This is a genomic window from Gracilinema caldarium (assembly GCF_029265695.1).
In the GTDB taxonomy this organism is placed as follows: Bacteria; Spirochaetota; Spirochaetia; order Treponematales; family Breznakiellaceae; genus Gracilinema; species Gracilinema caldarium_A.
In genome coordinates this window covers 11,798-30,504 of the sequence record NZ_JAJUHW010000034.1, presented here as the reverse complement: position 1 = coordinate 30,504, position 18,707 = coordinate 11,798, and the positions used below count along the sequence as shown (strand labels likewise).

Genomic DNA, 18,707 nt, shown 5'->3' with positions numbered 1-18,707 from the left:
TGGGACCCCAGGAAGCCTATCCAGACCGCAGAGCCGGCGCCCGGCTCGGCCGCTGGAAAGCTTCGGTGCCCGAACTCCTTACTCCTTATATGCTGCCCCAGGAAAATGGAAACCGTCATGGAACTCGCTGGCTCAGGCTTCGAGGAATTCATGGTGGAACGCTGCTTGTGCAAAACCCTATTCCCTTTGACTTTTCCGTAAACCCCTGGTCTGATCAGGAACTTTGGGAAAGCCGGCACTGGGACGAATTACCCGCATTCGAAGCTGCCGCAGCACGGGGGCTCTATCTGAACCTGGACGCGGCCCAACGGGGGGTAGGAACTGCGACCTGCGGCCCTGACACACTGGACCAGTACCGGGTTTATCCCGGTCTGTACCGGATGGAACTGGTGTTTTTACTGGAATAAAAGGCTTGAATAAATACAACTACCTTGTGTAAACCTGCAGGGTAAGGTATACAATACGGGCATGGCTGCAGAACCGGTCCAAACCAAAACAGAGACGATAACTGCTCTCCGGAATCTTTTCAGCTCCCGGCAGGATTTGCATCTCCTTGTGCTGCACGGTTCAGCAGCGGCGGATCGGCTCAGGGATGACAGCGATATTGATGTGGCCCTTGCCCTTGACTCTCCTTTGACAGGGGAACTAAAGTTAGACCTTATGTTTGCGATTAGCCAAGCCTGCGGCCGTGAGGCCGATGTGGCAGATTTACGGACCATGGGCGGCCTTTTTTTGCATCAGGTGTTGAGCAAAGGCGCTTTAGTCATCAATCGAGACCCAGGTCTTTATTCAAAACTTGTCTTTGAAAGCATAGAATATATTCAGGATATTCATCCCATAGTCATGGAAGCTCAGAAACAACGGATCAAGGATTTTATCAATGGTCGATAGACAGCTGGTACTTAACAAGCTTGAATCTATTCTTCGTTGTATACACCGAATAGAGACAAAACGGCCCGATACTTTGGATCAATTAGCACAGGATCTTGATGTTCAAGATATAATCATTGTCAATATTGAAAGAGCGGTACAGTTGTCTGTTGATATCTGTATTCATTGGATTACCGCTCAGGATTATCCTGCTCCAAAAACAATGGGCGATGCTTTTGCAGAGTCCGCCAGGATTGGCATTATACCGCTAGAGCTGGCAAATAAACTTTCAAAATCAGTCGGGTTCAGAAATATAGCCGTTCATCAATATGAAAAAATAGACTGGTCGATAGTTTATGTCATTATCTGGAATAAAATCGATGATTTTCGTCAGTTCTGCGGTTATATTTCAGAGGCGCTTGATACTTTTAAGTCATCCTGATTGCCGAATGGTCGATAGATGCCCTACCGCACAAAGTCCTGCAAAAATGTTTTGAGTCCTGCTTTCCAGACCGGCCAGTCATGGGCGCCGGGCATGGTCTTGTAGGTATGGGGAATATTATTCTGCGATAAGTATTGATGAGCCCCTTCGGACACGGAGATAAGGTAGTCTGACTCGCCGCAGAGTATATATATTTTGGGTGCATTCCGGGCCGTTACCCGGAACAACTTTGTGTCCGTATTAGGAGCCGGAGAGAAGGCCCCTACCCAGGCAAACCGGTCGGGATTCCCTAGTCCTATGTTCAGCGCCTGTCCGCCCCCCATGGAGAGCCCGCAGATACCCCGATGGGCCCTGTCGGTATAGACCGAATAGGTCTTTTCGATAAAAGGAATGAGGTTTTGAAAGAGATCCTCTTCGAAGCGTCCGAAGGCTGCCTGAGCGGCGGGGCTGAATATGTCCGAGGGAACCGCATCGGGGTTCATGGCCCTTCCGTTCGGGAATACGAGTATAACTGGTTGTAAAAGGCCCTGCTGAATGAGCGAATCGGCAATTTCCTTGGGTGTGCCATGCTGGATCCATTCATCTTCCGTGCCGCCAATGCCATGGAGTACATAGACCACCGGATACTTTTTTTGCGGGCTATACCCTTCGGGAAGATACACATGTACGCTCCGGTCTACCCCGGTTGTTTTAGAATAATAAGTGGTTTTAATCATGATGCTTTCCCCCTTGGATGTAAAACTTTTTTGAGAACAGAGAAGGAGCCCCGTCGCAGCAATACATACGGCTCCTATCACTCCGTACCATATTCTTGTATGACGGAAGGCGGTTAATTGCTTCTGGTTCTCTGTCCGGTATTTCATGTTATTTCCCTCTTATTATGAGAGCCTCAGGCTTATACAGACCACACCGTGGGGCTCCAGGTCATCGATGCGGATTTCTGCACCCGCTTCTGTGTGTAACACAGGACAGGATGATCGGAATGGTTCGGATGCTTTGAGCAGGCGTGCAATATGATCCTCAGTAAGATTTACCGGCATGCCCATGGCTTCCCAGGCCTTTCGCGGATTGGCATATTCTTCGCCGATACGTTCAAGCTCCGCGTGAGCTATGTTTGTTATCCCCCTGAGATGCAGGGTAAGCTTTTCTGTCTTTATGGGAGAGAGGGGAATTTGATGATTTGAAATAAGTATAGTGATGCGGTCCCCATCCTGGCTTGCGGCGCAATCTATGGTGGATTGTTCACCTTCTATTTGTACCGGCAGGCGGTTGCCTGAGAGCCGGGAGAGAAACTGGAACGCCCGGTAGGATGGTTTGGGGATCCCATGAATGGTAAGGAGACCAAAGCCGCCATGGAATGGCATGGAGCTGAAACCGCATTCTTCAAAAATGTCAGAAAAGGTCCAGAATGAATAGCAGCCCAGAGGCTGGTCCAAGATGTCGATAATAGTTTTAACAATAAATGCCCCGTTGTAGGGGAGGTCGTGGTACAGATCCCGGGGACTGGGGGAATTATTCCATTCCGTATAATAGACGGTGAGGGGAGACGCGTCTTGCAGCACCTTACGGGTCCGCCATGCCAATTCTCCCCGCTGGGCACGGGCCATCCGTTCTTCCATGTTGGTTCCCAGGCTAAATGCCAAGTCGGTCGGATAGTGATGGGTGGTGATGAAGTCTAGGGGAACCCTGTTTTGGGTGCAAAAGGATTTAAATTCCGGAATCCAGGCGTCGATGGCAGTAGAGGGCCCGCCCACCCGGAGGAATTGATCCGCCTTTTTTATCGCCAGGGCAGTGACCTGGTAGAGTTTAAAATATTCTTCCATGGTGCCTGTCCAGAACATATCCAGGTTAGGTTCGTTCCAGACTTCGAAAAACCAGGATCGCACTTCTTCTGCACCATAACGTTCTAAAAGGTGCCGGGCCAGGGCTTCGATTAAGTGCGCCCATTCATCGTAGGAAGTGGGGGGTGTAATATTACCTTTATAATGGAATACCGTGTTCGGTCCGGAAGCCAGGGCGGTCGGCATGAAGCTAAGCTCAATAAAGGGTTTCATGCCGATGCTCAGGAGAAAGTCAAAAATGGAATCGATGTTAAAGAATGAATATTCGATTTTCCCAGTCTCATTGTTCCGCAGACATACACTCATGTCGTCGTTTAATAGACCGTGAAAGCGCACATACTGGAAGTCCAGTTCTTTTTTGCATTGCGCCAGCTGTCTGCGCCAGTCCTCCCGGAGGGCCGTTGCGGCATGACAGCTTCCCACACAGTTTGTCCAGAAGTGTTTTATAGGTCCAGCGCTTTTGTTTGCAGTAACCGTAATATTCATCAATTAAATCCTTATGTATGGTTTGAAATGTTTTTCCAGCCGTCTTCCCGGCTGTTCGGACAGTAAGCATCTCGGCTGATTGCCCTGAGGTAAACGATGCAGCCGCAGACCCTGCAAGTGTAGGGAAGCATCAATTCCTTACAGGCAAGGCATGCGGCTATCCGCTGCAGGTAGATATGGTCATCGCACTGTTTTTCCTGCGGCAGGCGGCTTCGCATATCCTGGACGAGATCGGTTATGTCTACGCCGCCGTGCTTTTTTGCATCGCAGGATGGGCAGAGCGTTTCAGGACCATTCATCAATCTGTAACCTCCACTGTTAAACTCAACACCGAATGGGCGGGCAGATTAATCTCGATTTTTTCGCCCTTAAGCGAAAAGCCTGTAAAGGGTTTAATGGTAATCTTGTCAGGCTCTGCAAAGGTGTTATGCTCCTGGATGCGGGAAGCGTTCAGTATCCGACCTGTGCAGTTTTTAATGGAGGTTCCCGGAAGTATGATGTTGAGGGAAACCTCTTTTGTGGTATGCATCTGACCCAGGGTAATAAGAATTTTTCCGTCCTTGCCTCGAGAGGCGGATGCACTGATAAGATTCTGCGGTTTTTCGTTCCCATCCACTTGATGTCCCTCGAGGTATGTTTCCACGAGCTCTGCATTCTGATGATCCTTGAACATATCAAAGACATGGTAGGTTGGTGTTTTTACGAGCTTTGCACCTTCGGTGAGCAAGGGGGTCTGCAGCACATTTACCAGCTGGGCGATGTTGGCCATTTTGACCCGTTCGGCATGGTTGTTAAAGCTATTAAGATGTATAGCTGCCACAAGAGCATCCCGCAGCGTGTTCTGCTGATACAAAAAGCCCGGATTGGTGCCCGGTTCATTCTGGAACCAGGTTCCCCATTCATCAACAATAAGACCAACCTTGCGATCAGGGTCATAGCGGTCCATGATAGCACTGTGGCGGACGATGAGTTGATCCATGTATTGGGCCTTTTCCATGGTCTCGTACCAGTCCTGTTCGCTAAAGGCAGTAGCAGAGTTCTTGTTTTGCCAGGATCCCGGGACGGTATAATAATGAAGGGATAGGCCCTGCATGTGGGATGCGGCTTCCCGCATGAGCACTTCGGTCCAGTGGTAATCATCGGTACTTGGCCCGCAGGCAATTTTGTAGATGCGATTGGGGCCGAACTGGCGGACATAGGTTTGATAGCGGCGATAGAGGTCCGCATAGTATTCGGCCCTCATGTTGCCGCCGCAGCCCCAATTTTCGTTGCCCACTCCAAAATAGGTGAGGCGCCAGGGTTTTTCACGGCCGTTTTGGGCCCGCAAATTGGCCATGGGAGAGGTGCCTTCTAAAGTTATATATTCTACCCATTCGGACATTTCCTGTACCGTACCGCTGCCTACATTGCCGGTTATATAGGGCTCGCATTCTAGGAGTTCGCAGAGATCTAAAAATTCGTGGGTTCCGAAATGGTTGTTTTCTAAAACCCCGCCCCAATGGGTGTTGATCATCTGCTTACGTGTTTCATAGGGGCCGATACCGTCTTTCCAATGGTATTCGTCGGCAAAGCAGCCGCCGGGCCAGCGAAGCGTGGGTATCTTAATGTGTTTAAGAGCCTCGATTACATCAATTCGGTAACCCCGAATGTTCGGAATGGCCGAATCGGTTCCAACCCAGATGCCTTCATAGATGCAGCGGCCCAGGTGTTCCGCAAAATGCCCGTAAATTTCCTTTTGTATGGTGGGTCCCTTTTTATGGGTATTGATGACAAGTTTCGCCATATAATTGTTTCCTCTGAAAGGTATGGTAACCGAGCATTGGTGTATTGTCAATCAGAAAATATGTTTTGTATCAAAAAATAAGATATACAGCCTTGATTTTATGGGCTGTGCTATTAATATATCAAAAAATATGATATAATAGTTGATATGGAAAAGAATGGCCGCTTTTTTGTGCTTAACAGCAGGGATGATAAGGATCTAATCGAAGCGATAGGATCTTCGGTCAGGCTGAGTATTATCAACCTAATTGCCCGGGAGACTTTGAACATAAATGAAATTGCTCAAAAGCTTGGACTTCCCCAGTCTACGGTGGCCACCAATGTGGCGGTCCTTGAACGGGCGGGTTTAATTGAAACTGAGGTGACCAGTGCAAAAAAGGGGAACCAAAAACGCTGCAGGACCGCCTTTGACGAGCTTCTTATTCAGGTTATCCCTGAAGAGAGGATTCCAGAAGATTCTATCGAAGTTGAAATGCCAATTGGCCTCTTTACCAATGTGCAGGTTACCGCTCCCTGCGGCTTATGCTCCCCTTCGGGAATCATTGGATATCTTGATGTGCCGGATTCGTTTCTGCATCCTGACCGGATGTCTGCGGGACTCCTCTGGTTTGGTACCGGCTTTGTGGAATACCAGTTTCCGAACAACAGCCTTTATTCTGCCAAGGACTTAAAAGTGTTAGAACTGAGCATGGAACTTTCCTCCGAAACGCCGGGGACCAATCCCCATTGGCTTTCGGATATCACTCTTTGGATTAACGGTATAGAGATCGGCACATGGACAAGTCCCGGGGACTTTGGAGATCGCCGGGGCAAATTCACCCCCGAATGGTGGAAACTGGAAGGTTCCCAATACGGGCTGCTCAAACGCTGGAGCGTTACCGATGGGGGCTCCTTTGTGGACGGCGTCCAGCTTTCATCGGTTACCCTTACTGACCTGTGTCTTAAAGATCATCACTCTATCCGGGTCCGTGTGGGGGTTAAAGAAGATGCGGCCCACCCCGGGGGAATTAACATATTCGGCCGGGGCTTCGGCAATTATAACCAGGCAATCGTAATGCGGCTGTATTTTTAACGGTTTATCCTGTGTGAGGGATAGAACTGGTCTCCCCGAGAATAGGGAGACCAGATATGTTGCGCTTACGGCAAGGTATTTAAATAATTCCGATTCGAAATCACAAAGCTGTTATTGTTCTGATAGTTGTCCCAGTTGATTGACCACGCCATAATGCCGCGAATGCCGGGATAGTGTCCTTCAAGGATGTTAAAGGCCTGCTGCAAATTTGCATTTGATATCTGGCCGGAACCGGCGGCGGATGAAGAAGCGGGTACTGCGATGACGATCTGGTCAGGTCTCAGGCCGGGGAAGAAATAATTAGCGTTACCATTGACGGTAAAGCCTGCGATCAGCATTTCGCACATGGCGACTATTCCTTCCACGGTCCCCATGCTGTAGGGCCTGTCATCGTTGCCCATAATTGATCCGGAATTATAAAGCTGGGCTTGCACATAGGTAGTTTTGTCCCGGAGGGCATGAATCATGGGAATGTAACAGCCTGAACGGTTATCCACATAGGCGTTAAGGCCTGCGTAAAACTGGTGACCCATCTGGAGATAAAAGGTTTCCGGAGCCCAGGATAGTATAAAGTTCGAACCGAACCGGTCACAAATTTGTCTTATAGCGCTGATCATGTTGACCACTTTGGGCGACTGGGGATTGCGGAAATCTGGATCTGCTCCGCTGAGCAGAGCTACCGACGTTTGTTCAAGATCAATATCGATGCCATCGAACCCGTATTCAGTAACAAAACCAGATATAGCGTTAACAAAGGTAGAAACAGCGGAGGCGCTGTTCAGAGAAAAATAACCTTCGTAGCCACCGATGGATAGGACGATTTTTTTACCCCGGGACTGGAGCAGTTTGATATCATTCTTAAAGTCGTTGATGGTGTAATCCGCAGTGAGGCCTGAGATGGCGAACTTCATTTGGCCGTCCCCGCTGCCGGGACTAACCGGTTCTGCAAAGGCTATATTGATGACATCCCAGGAGGAATTAACATCCCGCAGTTTGATAAAGCCAGGGCCCCCAGTCCAGGTGTGCCAGTAGCCGCTCATGATCCGCTTGGGTAGTATGCTGCTCGTGTTTCCTGAACTGCTGCTGGTTGCAGCCTGTACTTCCGCTGACCATGCGGAGTTTCCTGCGCTGTTTTTAGCTCGGACCCGGTATCGATGGGAACTGGCTGCAGCAAGTCCGCTGTGCGTCCATGGCGAACTGACCGATGAAATAACGACTCCATCGGCTTCAATATCGTATCCTGTGGCACCGGATACACTATCCCAGCGGACGAGAATGCTTATTGTTCCCAGGGCTGCCGCACTTAAACCCGCGGGGATCCCTGGAAGGGTAGGTGTGCCCGAATCTCCTCCGCTTCCTCCAGTACTTCCTCCCTGAAGCCAGAGGGCAGCGACATTGCCTGGTTCCCAGCCTACCAGGGCTGTGTGGGCCTGACGGCATGTCCAGAGATAGTTATTCCATGACACAACAGCTCCTACTGGATAATAAGTACCGGGTGTCCAGGCTGGTGCGGTCCCGCTTGTGCCACCTGTTGTTCCCCCCGTATCACCAGTACTGCCGCCCGTTGAACCTCCTGTGGTTCCGCCCGTACTGCTGCTGTCCCCGCTGCCCGTACTACCTCCGGTGGAGCCGCCTGAGCCCTGGGTTACGGTATAGGTGATTTCGGAAGATTCGCTAGAACCAAACCGATTGCTGAGCCGTGCCTTGTAACGGTAGGTCCCATTGGGTTTGTTGGTGAATTCTATGGTTGCACTTTGTGGATTAGGTGAATTATCAACCAAGGTTTTTGTTACCACTACTACGCTATTTTCCAAGATTTCCAGCTTGGTTCCGTTGTTTCCCCACCACATGTTCATCCGTAGACTAAAGGTAGCTTCGCCGTTCCATTTTGTCTGTTCCAGGAAGGGTGTTCCGGGCACGCCTGTGGCTGGCCCGTTTTCGGCAGGAGGATTATCCGGATTCCCGGTGCTGCTTGCCTCGGTCGTTACGGTAAGGGTGGGGCTTGCGGCACTCCTGTTTCCCGATGGATCAAAGGCGCGGACCTGAAAACTGTAAGAAGTGGCTGCGGACAGGCCGCTTATGGTCGCCGAAGTGGTAGTGCTTGTGGCTTTGACCGATCCGGCCATCAAAACCTCATAGCCTGCAATGCCGTTTGCGTCGGTGCTTGCGTCCCAGGCAAGACTTACGGATGAGGCGGTTTTTGCGGTAACTCTGAGGTTTGCCGGTACAGTAGGCGGTGTCTGGTCCTGTGGAACGGTTCCTCCGGAAAGCATTTTGTCCGCTATGATGTTTACCAGATCGTAGCCGTTTTTCCAGTCGTCGCCGTCAAATTCCCAATACATGGCGCCGCCGAGGTTGTTCTGAAGGATGTAGTCCATTTTAACTGAAACCGATGTAGCATCATCATAGGTATACAGTTCCTTGGTGCTTCTGTTAAAAAGCCAGGGAACCTTGCTGTAGGGGTCCCTGAATTTTTCCCAGCCTGCCTGCTGTTCAAGCTGTTTTATAGTGAAGTAAGGACTCTGGCCTCCGATGCCCCATTTGCCTGGCAGTGTACCGCCGCCAGTTCCGAACATTCCATCGCTTTTGTCGTCGCTGTTTACATCCCAGCCTCCGGAAACATTGTTCCAACCCCGGCTATAGAAGGGAATACCTAATACTAATTTGGATGCGGGAACTCCGAGGCTTAAAAACTTTTTAACCGCCCAATCGATATTGTACCGTTCGTTCACCAAGGGCTCATGGGTGTCGTTGGGATTGGGGTAGAGGGGTGCTTGATGACCAATGACTGTTTCGAACCCGCCGTGCATGTCGTAGGTCATCAGATTGAGCGCATCAAGATACTTGCTGTATTCAGCCGGGTCGGTGACTGCAATTTTGTCATAACCGACACCGATAGCCGCCGTAAGTTCGTAATACCGACCGTCTGCGGCTCCCTGAGCATTAAGTTCATCTCGGATTGCCTTGAGCAAGAGCGGGAAATTAATCAGATCCTCGGGGCCGCCGGGGGCTCCCTTATCGTACTGATCGTTGGGATCAGCGGGCCGGTTAATGCCCGGATATTCCCAGTCTATATCAATACCATCAAAACCATGCTGTTTCATGAAGGCTACCAGATTTTTAGCCGTGGTCCGTCTGCTCGAATCAGTCATAGCCGCAGCGTGGAACCCATGGGACTTGGTCCAGCCGCCGACTGAGATTAAAACCTTAACGTTGGGGTACTGGAGTTTCATTTTTCTGAGCATGCCTAAGTTGCCCTTGTAAGGTGTATCCCAGGTTTCACCGGGATAGACGATTTCTAAGGATGCCCAGGGATCATAGACTTCTACCGCAAAGGTAGTTGGATTAATACCGACGAAAGCATAATTAATGTGGGTAATTTTGTTAAAGGGTATCGATGTTACATAATAATTGTCATGGGCTCCGTAAATACCCCATTCAACAAAATAGCCGACGACCCGGCGGCTCGTCCCTGCAGTTGCAGCCTTGGCTGCAGCAGTCCCGTTTTTTATGGCTTGCTGCCCCATGTCAAAGGGGTTTGCACATGACCATAGACTTAGGGCACATAGAATGCCGGTAAGCCACCGAATCAGGTTTTGTTTGTCTTTCATTCATACCTCCTTTTGTTTGTACAGTGAAAGAACAATAATAATTGAATTATTCTTCATCTAGATTTTCATTTTGTCAATGTCACTTTTAAAAAAGTTCTCACCGAATGCCCTTGTATTCAGCGGGAAACATATGATGAGGCACCGCAGCCACTCACGGGCCGACGGTGCCTGTACCTTATATGGTACCTCTCATCACGTTATGAGCTTTTAAAAGAACCTTATTTTTGGTAGACCCGTACATAATCCACATACATTGATGCAGAAGAAGGGGTGCTTCCATCAGGATAGCCGGGCCACTGACCGCCCACCGCAAGGTTAATGATGAAAAAGAAGGGGCGGTGGAATTCTTCAGTGCTATTAACACTGTTGGCAATGTTTGCTTCCATAAATTGTTTTCCGTCCACATACCAATTAATCGAAGATGAGTCCCATTCAATTGTGTATTCATGCCATTGGGTAACATCGACATTAAAATTATTCCAGTAATTGTTATTTGTCGGCTGTCCCCAGCTTGCATGACCGTTGCTGTCCCAATGTATGGTGCCATGGACTGTAGCTTCTGAGTTAATATGTTCCATAATGTCTATTTCACCGCATGCGGGCCAGCTGACCTGGGGTATGTTGCTCCCAAGCATCCAGAATGCAGGCCAGAGGGCTGTCCCATTGGGGAGTTTAATCCGGCTTGTAATACGTCCGTAGGTAAATTCCTTTTTCCCCTGGGTTTTAATCCGTGCGGATGTCCAGGCTGATCCATTGTAGTTTTCCCGGAGGGCCGTAATTTTGAGCATCCCGTCGGAAACGCTGACGTTTTGGCTCCGATTCGTATAATACTGCTGTTCGTTGTTTCCCCAGCCTCCAGAACCGGTTCCGATATCATAAACCCAGTTATTTCCATTGAGTACTGTCCCATCAAACTCATCGGCCCAGGCAACGTGGTAGCCCGGTATTTCAGGGGTTACTGTCCCGCCGCCTGAAGAAGAATTAGTAACCTGGGTAATCTTCCACCGTTGGGCGCTGGTATCATTGTTTGTCCATTGCTGTACCTTTGCACCATCCTGGGTTGAAGATCCAGAAACGTCCAAGACCTTGCCTGAGTGTTGATTCGTGAGCCGGCAATAGCCATCTTCCATGAGTTCGATTTTCCATTTTTGGTTTGCCTGATTTCCCCAATACCATTGGACAATTTGGGCTCCATCATTAAGGGACCAGTCTTTAACATCCAATACATAGCCTGAATGAACTGATTTGATATACCAGTAACCGTCGCCGGTGGAGGTGATAACCCATTGCTGGTTTGCCTGATTATTTCCAAGGGTCCACTGATGAACAATGGTTCCCGCGGTAGTAGACCATTCTGCTACGTCGAGGGCCTTGCCGGAACATTTTGCGACCAGCGTGTAGGTTGCTCCGGATGTTAAACTAGCAGGTGTTCCGCTCGATATACCGGAACTGCTGGATCCATAGGTAATACTGGCCCAGCTTAGGGTGTTTGCCAGGGTTCCCTGGGGAACGCAGGTTTCTACACCATTTACATTTTTTAGAACCGTGAGGTAAATTTTAGCCCCCGCTGTGAAAGTGGGGTGGCTTAAGGTGTAACTGTACACACCGCCAGAGTAGTTCATTTCCCGAGCGGCCAGAACGAGTCCCGTGCCATTTCCTTCCGAAACGTAAAGCTTTGCAGAGGTGATTTGGGTCCCCGTATTGTAGGTGACGGTCATGCTGGTTCCGGTCATACCGGTTATGTCGATGCTCCCATTAGGTCCGGTAATAGCGCGGCTTAAATCAGGACTTCCGGCTAAGGCTGAAGAATCCAGAGTGCCGAGGTTGCATGATGCTAAGAGTCCCAGCAGCGCAGCAACCACGACAAGTAAGGGATAACGCTTTCCGTTCATCAATTTAACTCCTTTATTACCATCCGATCGTTAATACGAGTCCCCGGGGGGCATGGCTTTCGATAAGGGAACTTTGATCTGCAACGTCGTCATAGCAGAATCCGTAAGCCAGGGGATTAATGCTGTTGTCATGCCAGAATTTTGCATAATAATTGGCCGGTCCTGCCTGATAGTAAGCATTGGGATTGGCCCAATTAGCCGGATCTTGCACAATATGCCGGTTAAAGGCTGCACAGATTTGGGCCTGAATGGCCAATTCTACCGTATTGCCGGAGGCGAGAACTCCGGATCCTTCGAAGACCTCATCATTATTGGGTTTTCTTGCGATGTAGAATTTTCCGCCGTCGCTGGTTCGGGTAAATTCAAAACGCCCATCTGCGAGAACACGGCCGTTAAATGTCCCCAGAGGATGATTAAAAGTAAGCGTATTGGTTTTGTAATAGTTCCATACCTCGTCCACATAGCTTTGCATATAGGTGCCATAGGTCCTGCCGACGCGGAATTCGCCTTTGCAGGGGGCAATAATACGGTAGGGCCGTTTAACCAGGGTGCGGAATTCTGTCTGGGGCAGCCGTTCAAAGGCAGAGAAAATTTCTTCCCTGGTCTTGCTGATGCCGACTTTTTTGAATGACGCATAGGAAACGCCCGAATCATTGAACATTTCCATGACAATGGGGAACCCAAACTGATCTACCTGGGTAGTATTCCCCCAGAAAGCTCCCGGAGCAACGGTATATTCGATCCAGTCGAAGATAAGGGTGCTGTTTGGATCCGCCGGATTGTTCAGGTCCGGCTGCACAATGCCGATGTTGCCCGCACCATCCACGATACCCCGCATGACAACCCGATTATCCATGGAAATATAGAGCCGGGCTGAACTCATGTTCTGGGGAACCTGGAATCCAGCAATATCACTGAGCCTGTAAGACCAGTCAGTACTGGTCTGATTCGCAGTAATGGGAACCAGAGTCCCATCGGGCTTGAGATAGCAGAATTGCTGGGCCTGATTGCGGCCGATAACGCAAATCCAGATTCGGTCATTGGAATAGGTTCCCCGGGTATTATTGACGAACTGGATAGTCATTTCCATGTTTGGCTGGAGGTTGATGAGGCTTGTAGTACTGGACCCGCCTGTTCCGCTTGTCGAATCCAGCCTGGTAAAGGTCCACCGCTGGGCCGATGAAGCATTCCATGCCCAAAGCTGGACATTTGCGCCGTTTGCCGTAGAAGCGCCGGATACATCCAGGACCTTGTTTGCATGCAGGTTTGTCAGGCGGTAGGTGCCGTCTCCGTTGGGCTCAATCTTCCATTTCTGGTTTGCCTGGTTATTTCCCCGGTTCCATTGGATAATGTTGGTCCCGTCTGCGGTGCCCCAGGCATCGCCGTCTAGAACGAGGCCGCTCCACACCGATTCAATATACCAGTACCCGTCGCCGCTGGATACGAGCTTCCACTTTTGGTTCTCTCCCTGTACAAACTCCCACTGATGAATGTTAGCACCGGGGTTTTTGGATACCTCCGCGACATCGAGTGCTTTGCCCGAACAGGCTGCGGTTATTTTATAAATTGCGCCTTCTATTAAATCGCCTGAGCCTGTGGAGCCGCTGGACACGGGGCCAAGAGAAGCATCTCCATAGGTGATCTGTGCCCAGCTTGTGGTCTGGGACAGAATACCCTGGGGAATACAGGTTTCTATACCGTTCTGGTTTTTAAGGACCGTAAGGTATATTTTTGCTCCAGAAGTAAAAGTGGGATGGCTCAGTGTATAAGAATACACTCCGTTGGAATAGTTCATGTCCTTTGCTGCAAAGACGAGTCCGGTACCATTCCCCTCCGATACATAGAGCCGGGCATAACTTACCTGGACTCCGGATTTCCAGGTAACGGTCATGGCATTGCCGGTCATATTGGTAATTTCCAGCGTGCCATTGGTACCGGTCAGGGCACGGGCTGCTAAATCTTGTTCTAGATTTTTTCCAGAATCCAGCATACCCATGCTGCAGGCTGATAATAACAGGGAAATACCAATTCCCCACCACAGGCCTTTGTTCATAAATCCTCCTTTTGGGGTAAAAAAATAATTTATCAAGTTTCATCCCTGTTCTTTTTCTTTGTAAACGGTGAAAAATTTCGGTTTTAGAGTGTTTTTTTCGGATTTAATGTTATTTGGGTCTCTCTGTCTATCTTCCGATTAATATCCACAAGACCATTCCCAGTAAGACCAATAAAAACCAGATACAGCCTGATGATTGGGATGAACTTGTTGATGGAAGCGGACTGCTCTGGGAGAGAAAACTGTTCTGAGATTGTAAGGGGGCTTTCATTTCCTGCTCTAGTTGGCGCAAAAGGTCCGCGTTGCTGGGGCGCCCTGCGATTCGATCCTGAACAGCATGGCCCTGAATCGGCTGTGCCGCAGCATTACGCCGGGCGGCAGATGAAGCTTGCCCGGTAATCGGAGCAGGGGTCGGAAGGGCTTGTGCTGCGGTAAGGCGCCGCTCTGCCTCTTTGGATGATATAAGCCGGATCTGGCTTGGATCATTGATAGTTATAGAAAACTGAGGAAAGCTGGCCCTGCCTTCGTAAGGTTCATCAACCATACCGGTAACACTGACCCAACGGTCTTTCCAGGTATCATCGGGAGCCTGGTCTCCGAAGGCGTCTAAACCTTCAGCCCAGAATATGAGTTTAATGCCGCCCCTTCTCCAGTCATTAAAATTCACAAACACATAAGGGTCGTCGTATTTTGTTCTGCCCTGTTTAACCTCATGTATCTTGCCAATCAGTTCGATTTTCTGGCCTATTATTGGCAGGCTTTCAAGATTTGGCATTGGATTAAGAAGCCCATTTTGCTGCACGAGGTAAAGAAAACTAGATGCTGCATAGACTGGATAAACAGGCCGGTAAGATTTCGATTCCTGCTCTGCCGTTTTTCTGGGCCTTGTTTCGGTAACCGCTTCTTTTTGAGTTGCCTCCGTTTGGGTCTTGATTATTTCTTGGTGGCCATGTGCTGCTGCAGTCTGTGCTGTATTTTCGAGCTGTATCCCCGTCTTTTCGTGAAACACTGTTATAGTAGGCACCGCGTTGGAGGGGCCCGTACAGATTGATGCAAATAATTCGCAGGCCGCCGTTAAAGACGGAATGGCGGCTGCTGCAGCAAGGAGCTGGCTGCTGTGGGGATTATAAAAGTCATCGGCCGTAAAAAGAATGTTTTCTCCCTGGCTATAGGTTTCGAACAGGCCGGGTTCTTCTTCCAAAATTGCCAAGCCAAGGTCCATGACTAAAAAGGGAAAGCGATCGATCCCGTTCACATGTCGCTTCTCATCGGGATGTTGAAAATGGATGTGCCCTTTTTCCCAGCGGCTGTCATAAGCGTTCCGTTCTCCCAGACTGTCATAATCCAGCAGAATGGGAGCATTGTGTTTTGTTATGGCGATGTTGTTCGCTTGAATATCGCCATGAATTATCTGAGATGCTTCAAGGTTGGACTGGAGCTTACAGAGCTTTTTACGCAGGGCCCTCATCTGGTCCCGGTTGCGGTACTGTTTTTCGATCCAGGATGCCAGTACCGGTTCATCAACCCAGTCCATAATAATGGCCGGAACGGCTAGGTCTTCGACAAAAAAGCCGTTGCTGATCCAATGAGCCTCGATGAAGGCTGCCGCCAAAGGGTCCCGGCTGCCTGCGATACGGGCTGCAAGTCCGTAGGCGGCCTCCATACTGGGAAGCCGCTCCTCCTGGGCGGAGTGGAAAAGACGGAGGGCTTTTTTGGAACCATCCTTTAATATAAGTTGATAGATATAGGCAAAGCCACCTGAAATCGCTGCGGGAATTCCGTATACGTTGGTCTGGATCTGGGAGCCTTCAAAACCGGCAAGCTTAAGGCTCCTCTGAAGGTTCTCCGGGGCGAGGGCCTTGTTGTAATCCTGTAGATTGGGCCACCTTTTCATGGTCGAAGCTCCAAAAGGGTACAATCATCGGTGGCAAGGGCCCCTGTTTCTCTTGTTTGTGCAAGCTCATCTATCACTGTTTTAAGAGGCGCCTTCGTTATAAACTCCCACCATAAGCTTCTCTCCCTTTCATGATGCGCAAGCATAAAAGCTGCTAAGGCATCAGTGCAGAGTATGAGCCGGGGCTGCTTTAATCTCTGGAGCTGTAAATTCCAGATCCTGCACTGGGGTATGGTAGCCTGTTTTGAATTGCCAATTAATGACGGAGTTAAAGAAAAGGCTTCTCTCTCTAGTATTGGCAGATGTAGAACATCGCGGTAATGGTCCAGCACAAAAAGTTCCGTATCGCCTACGGTCCAAACAGTAAGTGCTTGAGCGCCCGGTGAGATGCGGATAGCAAGCAGGGTAGCCCAGGAGCCCCGATCCTGGGATGCCCGGCTGAGCCAATCGTCCGCTGATAGCTGGTTTTTATTATTGCTTTGGTATATTCTGCGAGCCCGATGTATCCATAATTCTAGCAATTTTTGTAAATTTCTGCGACCAGTACGGGGGACTCTTTCAAAGTTTAAAATACCATCCACTATGCTCATGGCGAGGGTTTCTGCCCAACCGGTAGCATCATAACTTTCGCTTGCCCCATCGCACAGTACCCAGGCAGTCGCTCCGCTGTTGCTCCCGCCCCAAGCCCAGCAATCTTCGCCTCGTTCTCCATGGTAGGGGATTGAAATAAACCGTTCGAGGGTCGCCATTACAGTATTTTCCCCGGCCGGGACCCCAGGTTCAGAAAGCGGGTAGCCAGGTCTGCACTTGCTCCGTAGGCAAAAAAGCGAGATGAGCGGGATACGGAAAAGCCCTCCTGCCGAGCTGCTTCCACAAGATGTTCCGGCATGGGACTTGAGATTCTGAAAAGGAGATTGCCGTATTCATTGAGACCATCCGGGGATGCGGGAAAGATAACAGAGCGGCTTTCGTTTTGGCGATCATCCACATGGAGATTAAAAAGTAGGGTTTCTCCATCCTTAGTATGGATTTGACGCAAAATGCGAGCAGGGCCTTCCGGGTCACCGTCAGTGCTTTCTCCGTCGGTTATATTAATGACTGTCGGTGGGTATGATTCGGGATGCTGGTCGCACCAGCGGGCTGCAATATGGCAGGCCTGCTCAAAGGCTGCCCGCATGGGGGTATCTCCTTCATTGATAACCGTAACCCAATGAGGGTGGGGTAATCCTTCCCGGTCTTTTCGAATGGAAAGAGGCTGTTGTGCAAGAACAGAGATGGGAATCCATTCTTCTTCCGATAAAAGTGGTTTCACAAGATTGCGGATCTTCCCATCTCCATAACCCACCAATGCTATATGGAAATAATCCCGAAGGCCGTCAGCCCTGTTGCACCGGGCAGCCAGCTCTTCGAGCAGCTGGTCGACCACATGAGCCAGATATTCGCCGCGGCTTAAGCCTGCGCTATAATCATTTGCCATGGAACCGGATTGGTCCAGCATAAAAAGAATAAGCGTAGGATGGTTCCTAGAAATATTGGCAGTGTAGGATCGCCGTATGGTGCTGTGTTGGCTTTTCTCTGCTTGGACCGAAGGCAGCTGATCTGGACTCTGAGTAGGATGCGGAGCTGCATTTTCTGTGGTTTCCGGTGCCAAAAGGTCTGGATCCATCATGGGATCAGGAGCGGTTCCTTCAGCTTTTGCAGCCTGTAACTGAGGCAATACTGCTGTATCAAGGTCGTGGATGCCCGTGCGAACAAGAATACGCATGTTCTCTGCCAGGGCTGCAAAATCAAGCTGTTTCGATGCTGCCTCGGTGAGGCTCAGATTAAAATCAATCTGATCTAAGTCACGGCTTGGATCTCGCATCTGTTCAAGTATTTCTGATACTATGTCGGCTTTCATCCTGCCCGCCAGAATGGTACTCATTAACCGATCCGAAACGGGTTCCAGGCTCGGACTTAATAGGTTGCCCCTTTCCAGCTCCGCGGAGAGTTTTTCTATCTCCGCCAGGCTTTCTCCCAGCCGCATATCGATTTGGCTGATCTGGTCTACCAGGGTTCCTAAAGGCCCCAGGTTGTCCCTGAGGATGCTGTCAAAACTTAAGGCAATATTGGTAAGTTCTGCGATTTCCCGCTGAACCGCTGCCATTTTCCGGTTAAAATCGTAGTACTGCCGGTAAAGACCCACGTCGTTTTTAAGTTTTTCGTAGACCTCAAGCTGTTTTTCATCGTCTGCAGCGAGGGTTTCCAGAGCATCCAGAGCATGGCGCAGTTTTTTGATGATCAGGATGGCGGCTCTGCTCAGGTTCGTGACCATGGTCCTGATTTCCTCTGCCTTTTGTTCAAAAACCTGGGCGCTGTCGCCATGCCCGGACTGTATAAACTGAGCTTGGAGCCGCTGCCGTTCCTGTTCAAGTTGTTCTAGATTAGTAAGACGCTCAAGGAACTCTTCCTGTACCCCATCGCCGATGGCTTCAAAGACCCGGCGGCAGCTTTGAATTTTGCTTCGGAGCAGCTGTATAAGCTCATCATAATGTTCAACGAGCTGTTCCATGCGTTCCAGCCGTTCTTCCGGAGAGAGTTCCTCTTTTTTTACTAAAAAGGAAAAAAGGCCACCCTTCTTCTCTTCTGCAGCAAGAACCTCCCGCTGTGTCTGGATTCTGTCTTGAAGCTCATTGAACTGGGAGTCCTTAATGACCGGGAGATCATAATGTTTGCCAAAAAGGAAAAGACTCACAAATTGTTCATCCATTTTGGGTTGTCCTTT

General features: G+C 49.7%; 14 protein-coding genes. 4 read left to right on the top strand and 10 right to left on the bottom strand.

Going from position 1 to position 18,707, the window contains the following annotated elements; all coding sequences use genetic code 11:
* From Q7P68_RS10730 to hepT, 3 genes are all read left to right on the top strand, one after another.
* Positions 1-407: beta-galactosidase small subunit (locus Q7P68_RS10730; protein ID WP_304225518.1), on the top strand; the 407-nt coding region annotated here is incomplete at its 5' end.
* A 61-nt stretch (positions 408-468) separates the two neighbouring features.
* Positions 469-891, top strand: a complete 423-nt coding sequence (gene mntA / locus Q7P68_RS10725) for a type VII toxin-antitoxin system MntA family adenylyltransferase antitoxin (protein WP_304225516.1) — start codon at positions 469-471, stop codon at positions 889-891.
* Positions 881-1,312: a type VII toxin-antitoxin system HepT family RNase toxin gene (gene hepT, locus Q7P68_RS10720; protein WP_304225515.1), complete on the top strand. Its 432-nt coding sequence runs from the start codon at positions 881-883 to the stop codon at positions 1,310-1,312. Before mntA ends, hepT begins: the two co-directional genes overlap by 11 nt.
* A gap of 23 nt (positions 1,313-1,335) precedes the next feature.
* Here the strand turns inward: hepT and Q7P68_RS10715 are convergent, their stop codons facing one another.
* The 4 genes from Q7P68_RS10715 to Q7P68_RS10700 are packed head-to-tail and all read right to left on the bottom strand — an operon-like array spanning position 1,336 to position 5,422.
* On the bottom strand, positions 1,336-2,175 hold the full coding sequence (locus Q7P68_RS10715; protein WP_304225513.1) for an alpha/beta hydrolase: 840 nt from the start codon (positions 2,173-2,175) through the stop codon (positions 1,336-1,338).
* Between the two features lie 15 nt (positions 2,176-2,190).
* Positions 2,191-3,639, bottom strand: coding sequence for a GH39 family glycosyl hydrolase (locus Q7P68_RS10710; RefSeq protein ID WP_304225511.1), 1,449 nt, complete (start codon positions 3,637-3,639; stop codon positions 2,191-2,193).
* Positions 3,640-3,650: 11 nt separating this feature from the next.
* On the bottom strand, positions 3,651-3,938 hold the full coding sequence (locus Q7P68_RS10705; protein ID WP_304225510.1) for a DUF6171 family protein: 288 nt from the start codon (positions 3,936-3,938) through the stop codon (positions 3,651-3,653).
* Complete coding sequence (locus Q7P68_RS10700; RefSeq protein WP_304225508.1) at positions 3,938-5,422, bottom strand: alpha-N-arabinofuranosidase; 1,485 nt, start codon at positions 5,420-5,422, stop codon at positions 3,938-3,940. Before Q7P68_RS10700 ends, Q7P68_RS10705 begins: the two co-directional genes overlap by 1 nt.
* A gap of 147 nt (positions 5,423-5,569) precedes the next feature.
* Here Q7P68_RS10700 and Q7P68_RS10695 point away from each other — a divergent pair, with 147 nt between their 5' ends.
* Entirely contained in the window at positions 5,570-6,493 is a 924-nt protein-coding gene (locus Q7P68_RS10695; RefSeq protein WP_304225506.1) for an ArsR/SmtB family transcription factor, read from the top strand.
* Between the two features lie 65 nt (positions 6,494-6,558).
* On the opposite strand, the gene Q7P68_RS10690 is transcribed toward Q7P68_RS10695, so the two are convergent.
* The 6 genes from Q7P68_RS10690 to Q7P68_RS10665 form a co-directional block, all read right to left on the bottom strand.
* On the bottom strand, positions 6,559-10,104 hold the full coding sequence (locus Q7P68_RS10690) for a glycosyl hydrolase family 18 protein (RefSeq protein ID WP_304225504.1): 3,546 nt from the start codon (positions 10,102-10,104) through the stop codon (positions 6,559-6,561).
* Between the two features lie 218 nt (positions 10,105-10,322).
* A complete protein-coding gene (locus Q7P68_RS10685; protein WP_304225503.1) occupies positions 10,323-11,996 on the bottom strand; it encodes an RICIN domain-containing protein in 1,674 nt (557 codons plus the stop codon).
* Positions 11,997-12,012: 16 nt separating this feature from the next.
* The gene (locus Q7P68_RS10680; RefSeq protein WP_304225501.1) at positions 12,013-14,049 is read right to left on the bottom strand and encodes a beta-1,3-glucanase family protein; all 2,037 of its coding nucleotides are present in this window, start codon (positions 14,047-14,049) and stop codon (positions 12,013-12,015) included.
* 127 nt (positions 14,050-14,176) lie between these two features.
* The gene (locus tag Q7P68_RS10675; RefSeq protein ID WP_304225500.1) at positions 14,177-15,943 is read right to left on the bottom strand and encodes a hypothetical protein; all 1,767 of its coding nucleotides are present in this window, start codon (positions 15,941-15,943) and stop codon (positions 14,177-14,179) included.
* Positions 15,940-16,692 (bottom strand): hypothetical protein, encoded by a 753-nt coding sequence (locus Q7P68_RS10670; protein WP_304225498.1) that lies wholly within the window; start codon positions 16,690-16,692, stop codon positions 15,940-15,942. The genes Q7P68_RS10675 and Q7P68_RS10670 overlap by 4 nt, the downstream gene beginning before the upstream one ends.
* Complete coding sequence (locus tag Q7P68_RS10665) at positions 16,692-18,692, bottom strand: vWA domain-containing protein (protein ID WP_304225496.1); 2,001 nt, start codon at positions 18,690-18,692, stop codon at positions 16,692-16,694. The genes Q7P68_RS10670 and Q7P68_RS10665 overlap by 1 nt, the downstream gene beginning before the upstream one ends.
* Positions 18,693-18,707 lie beyond the last annotated feature (15 nt).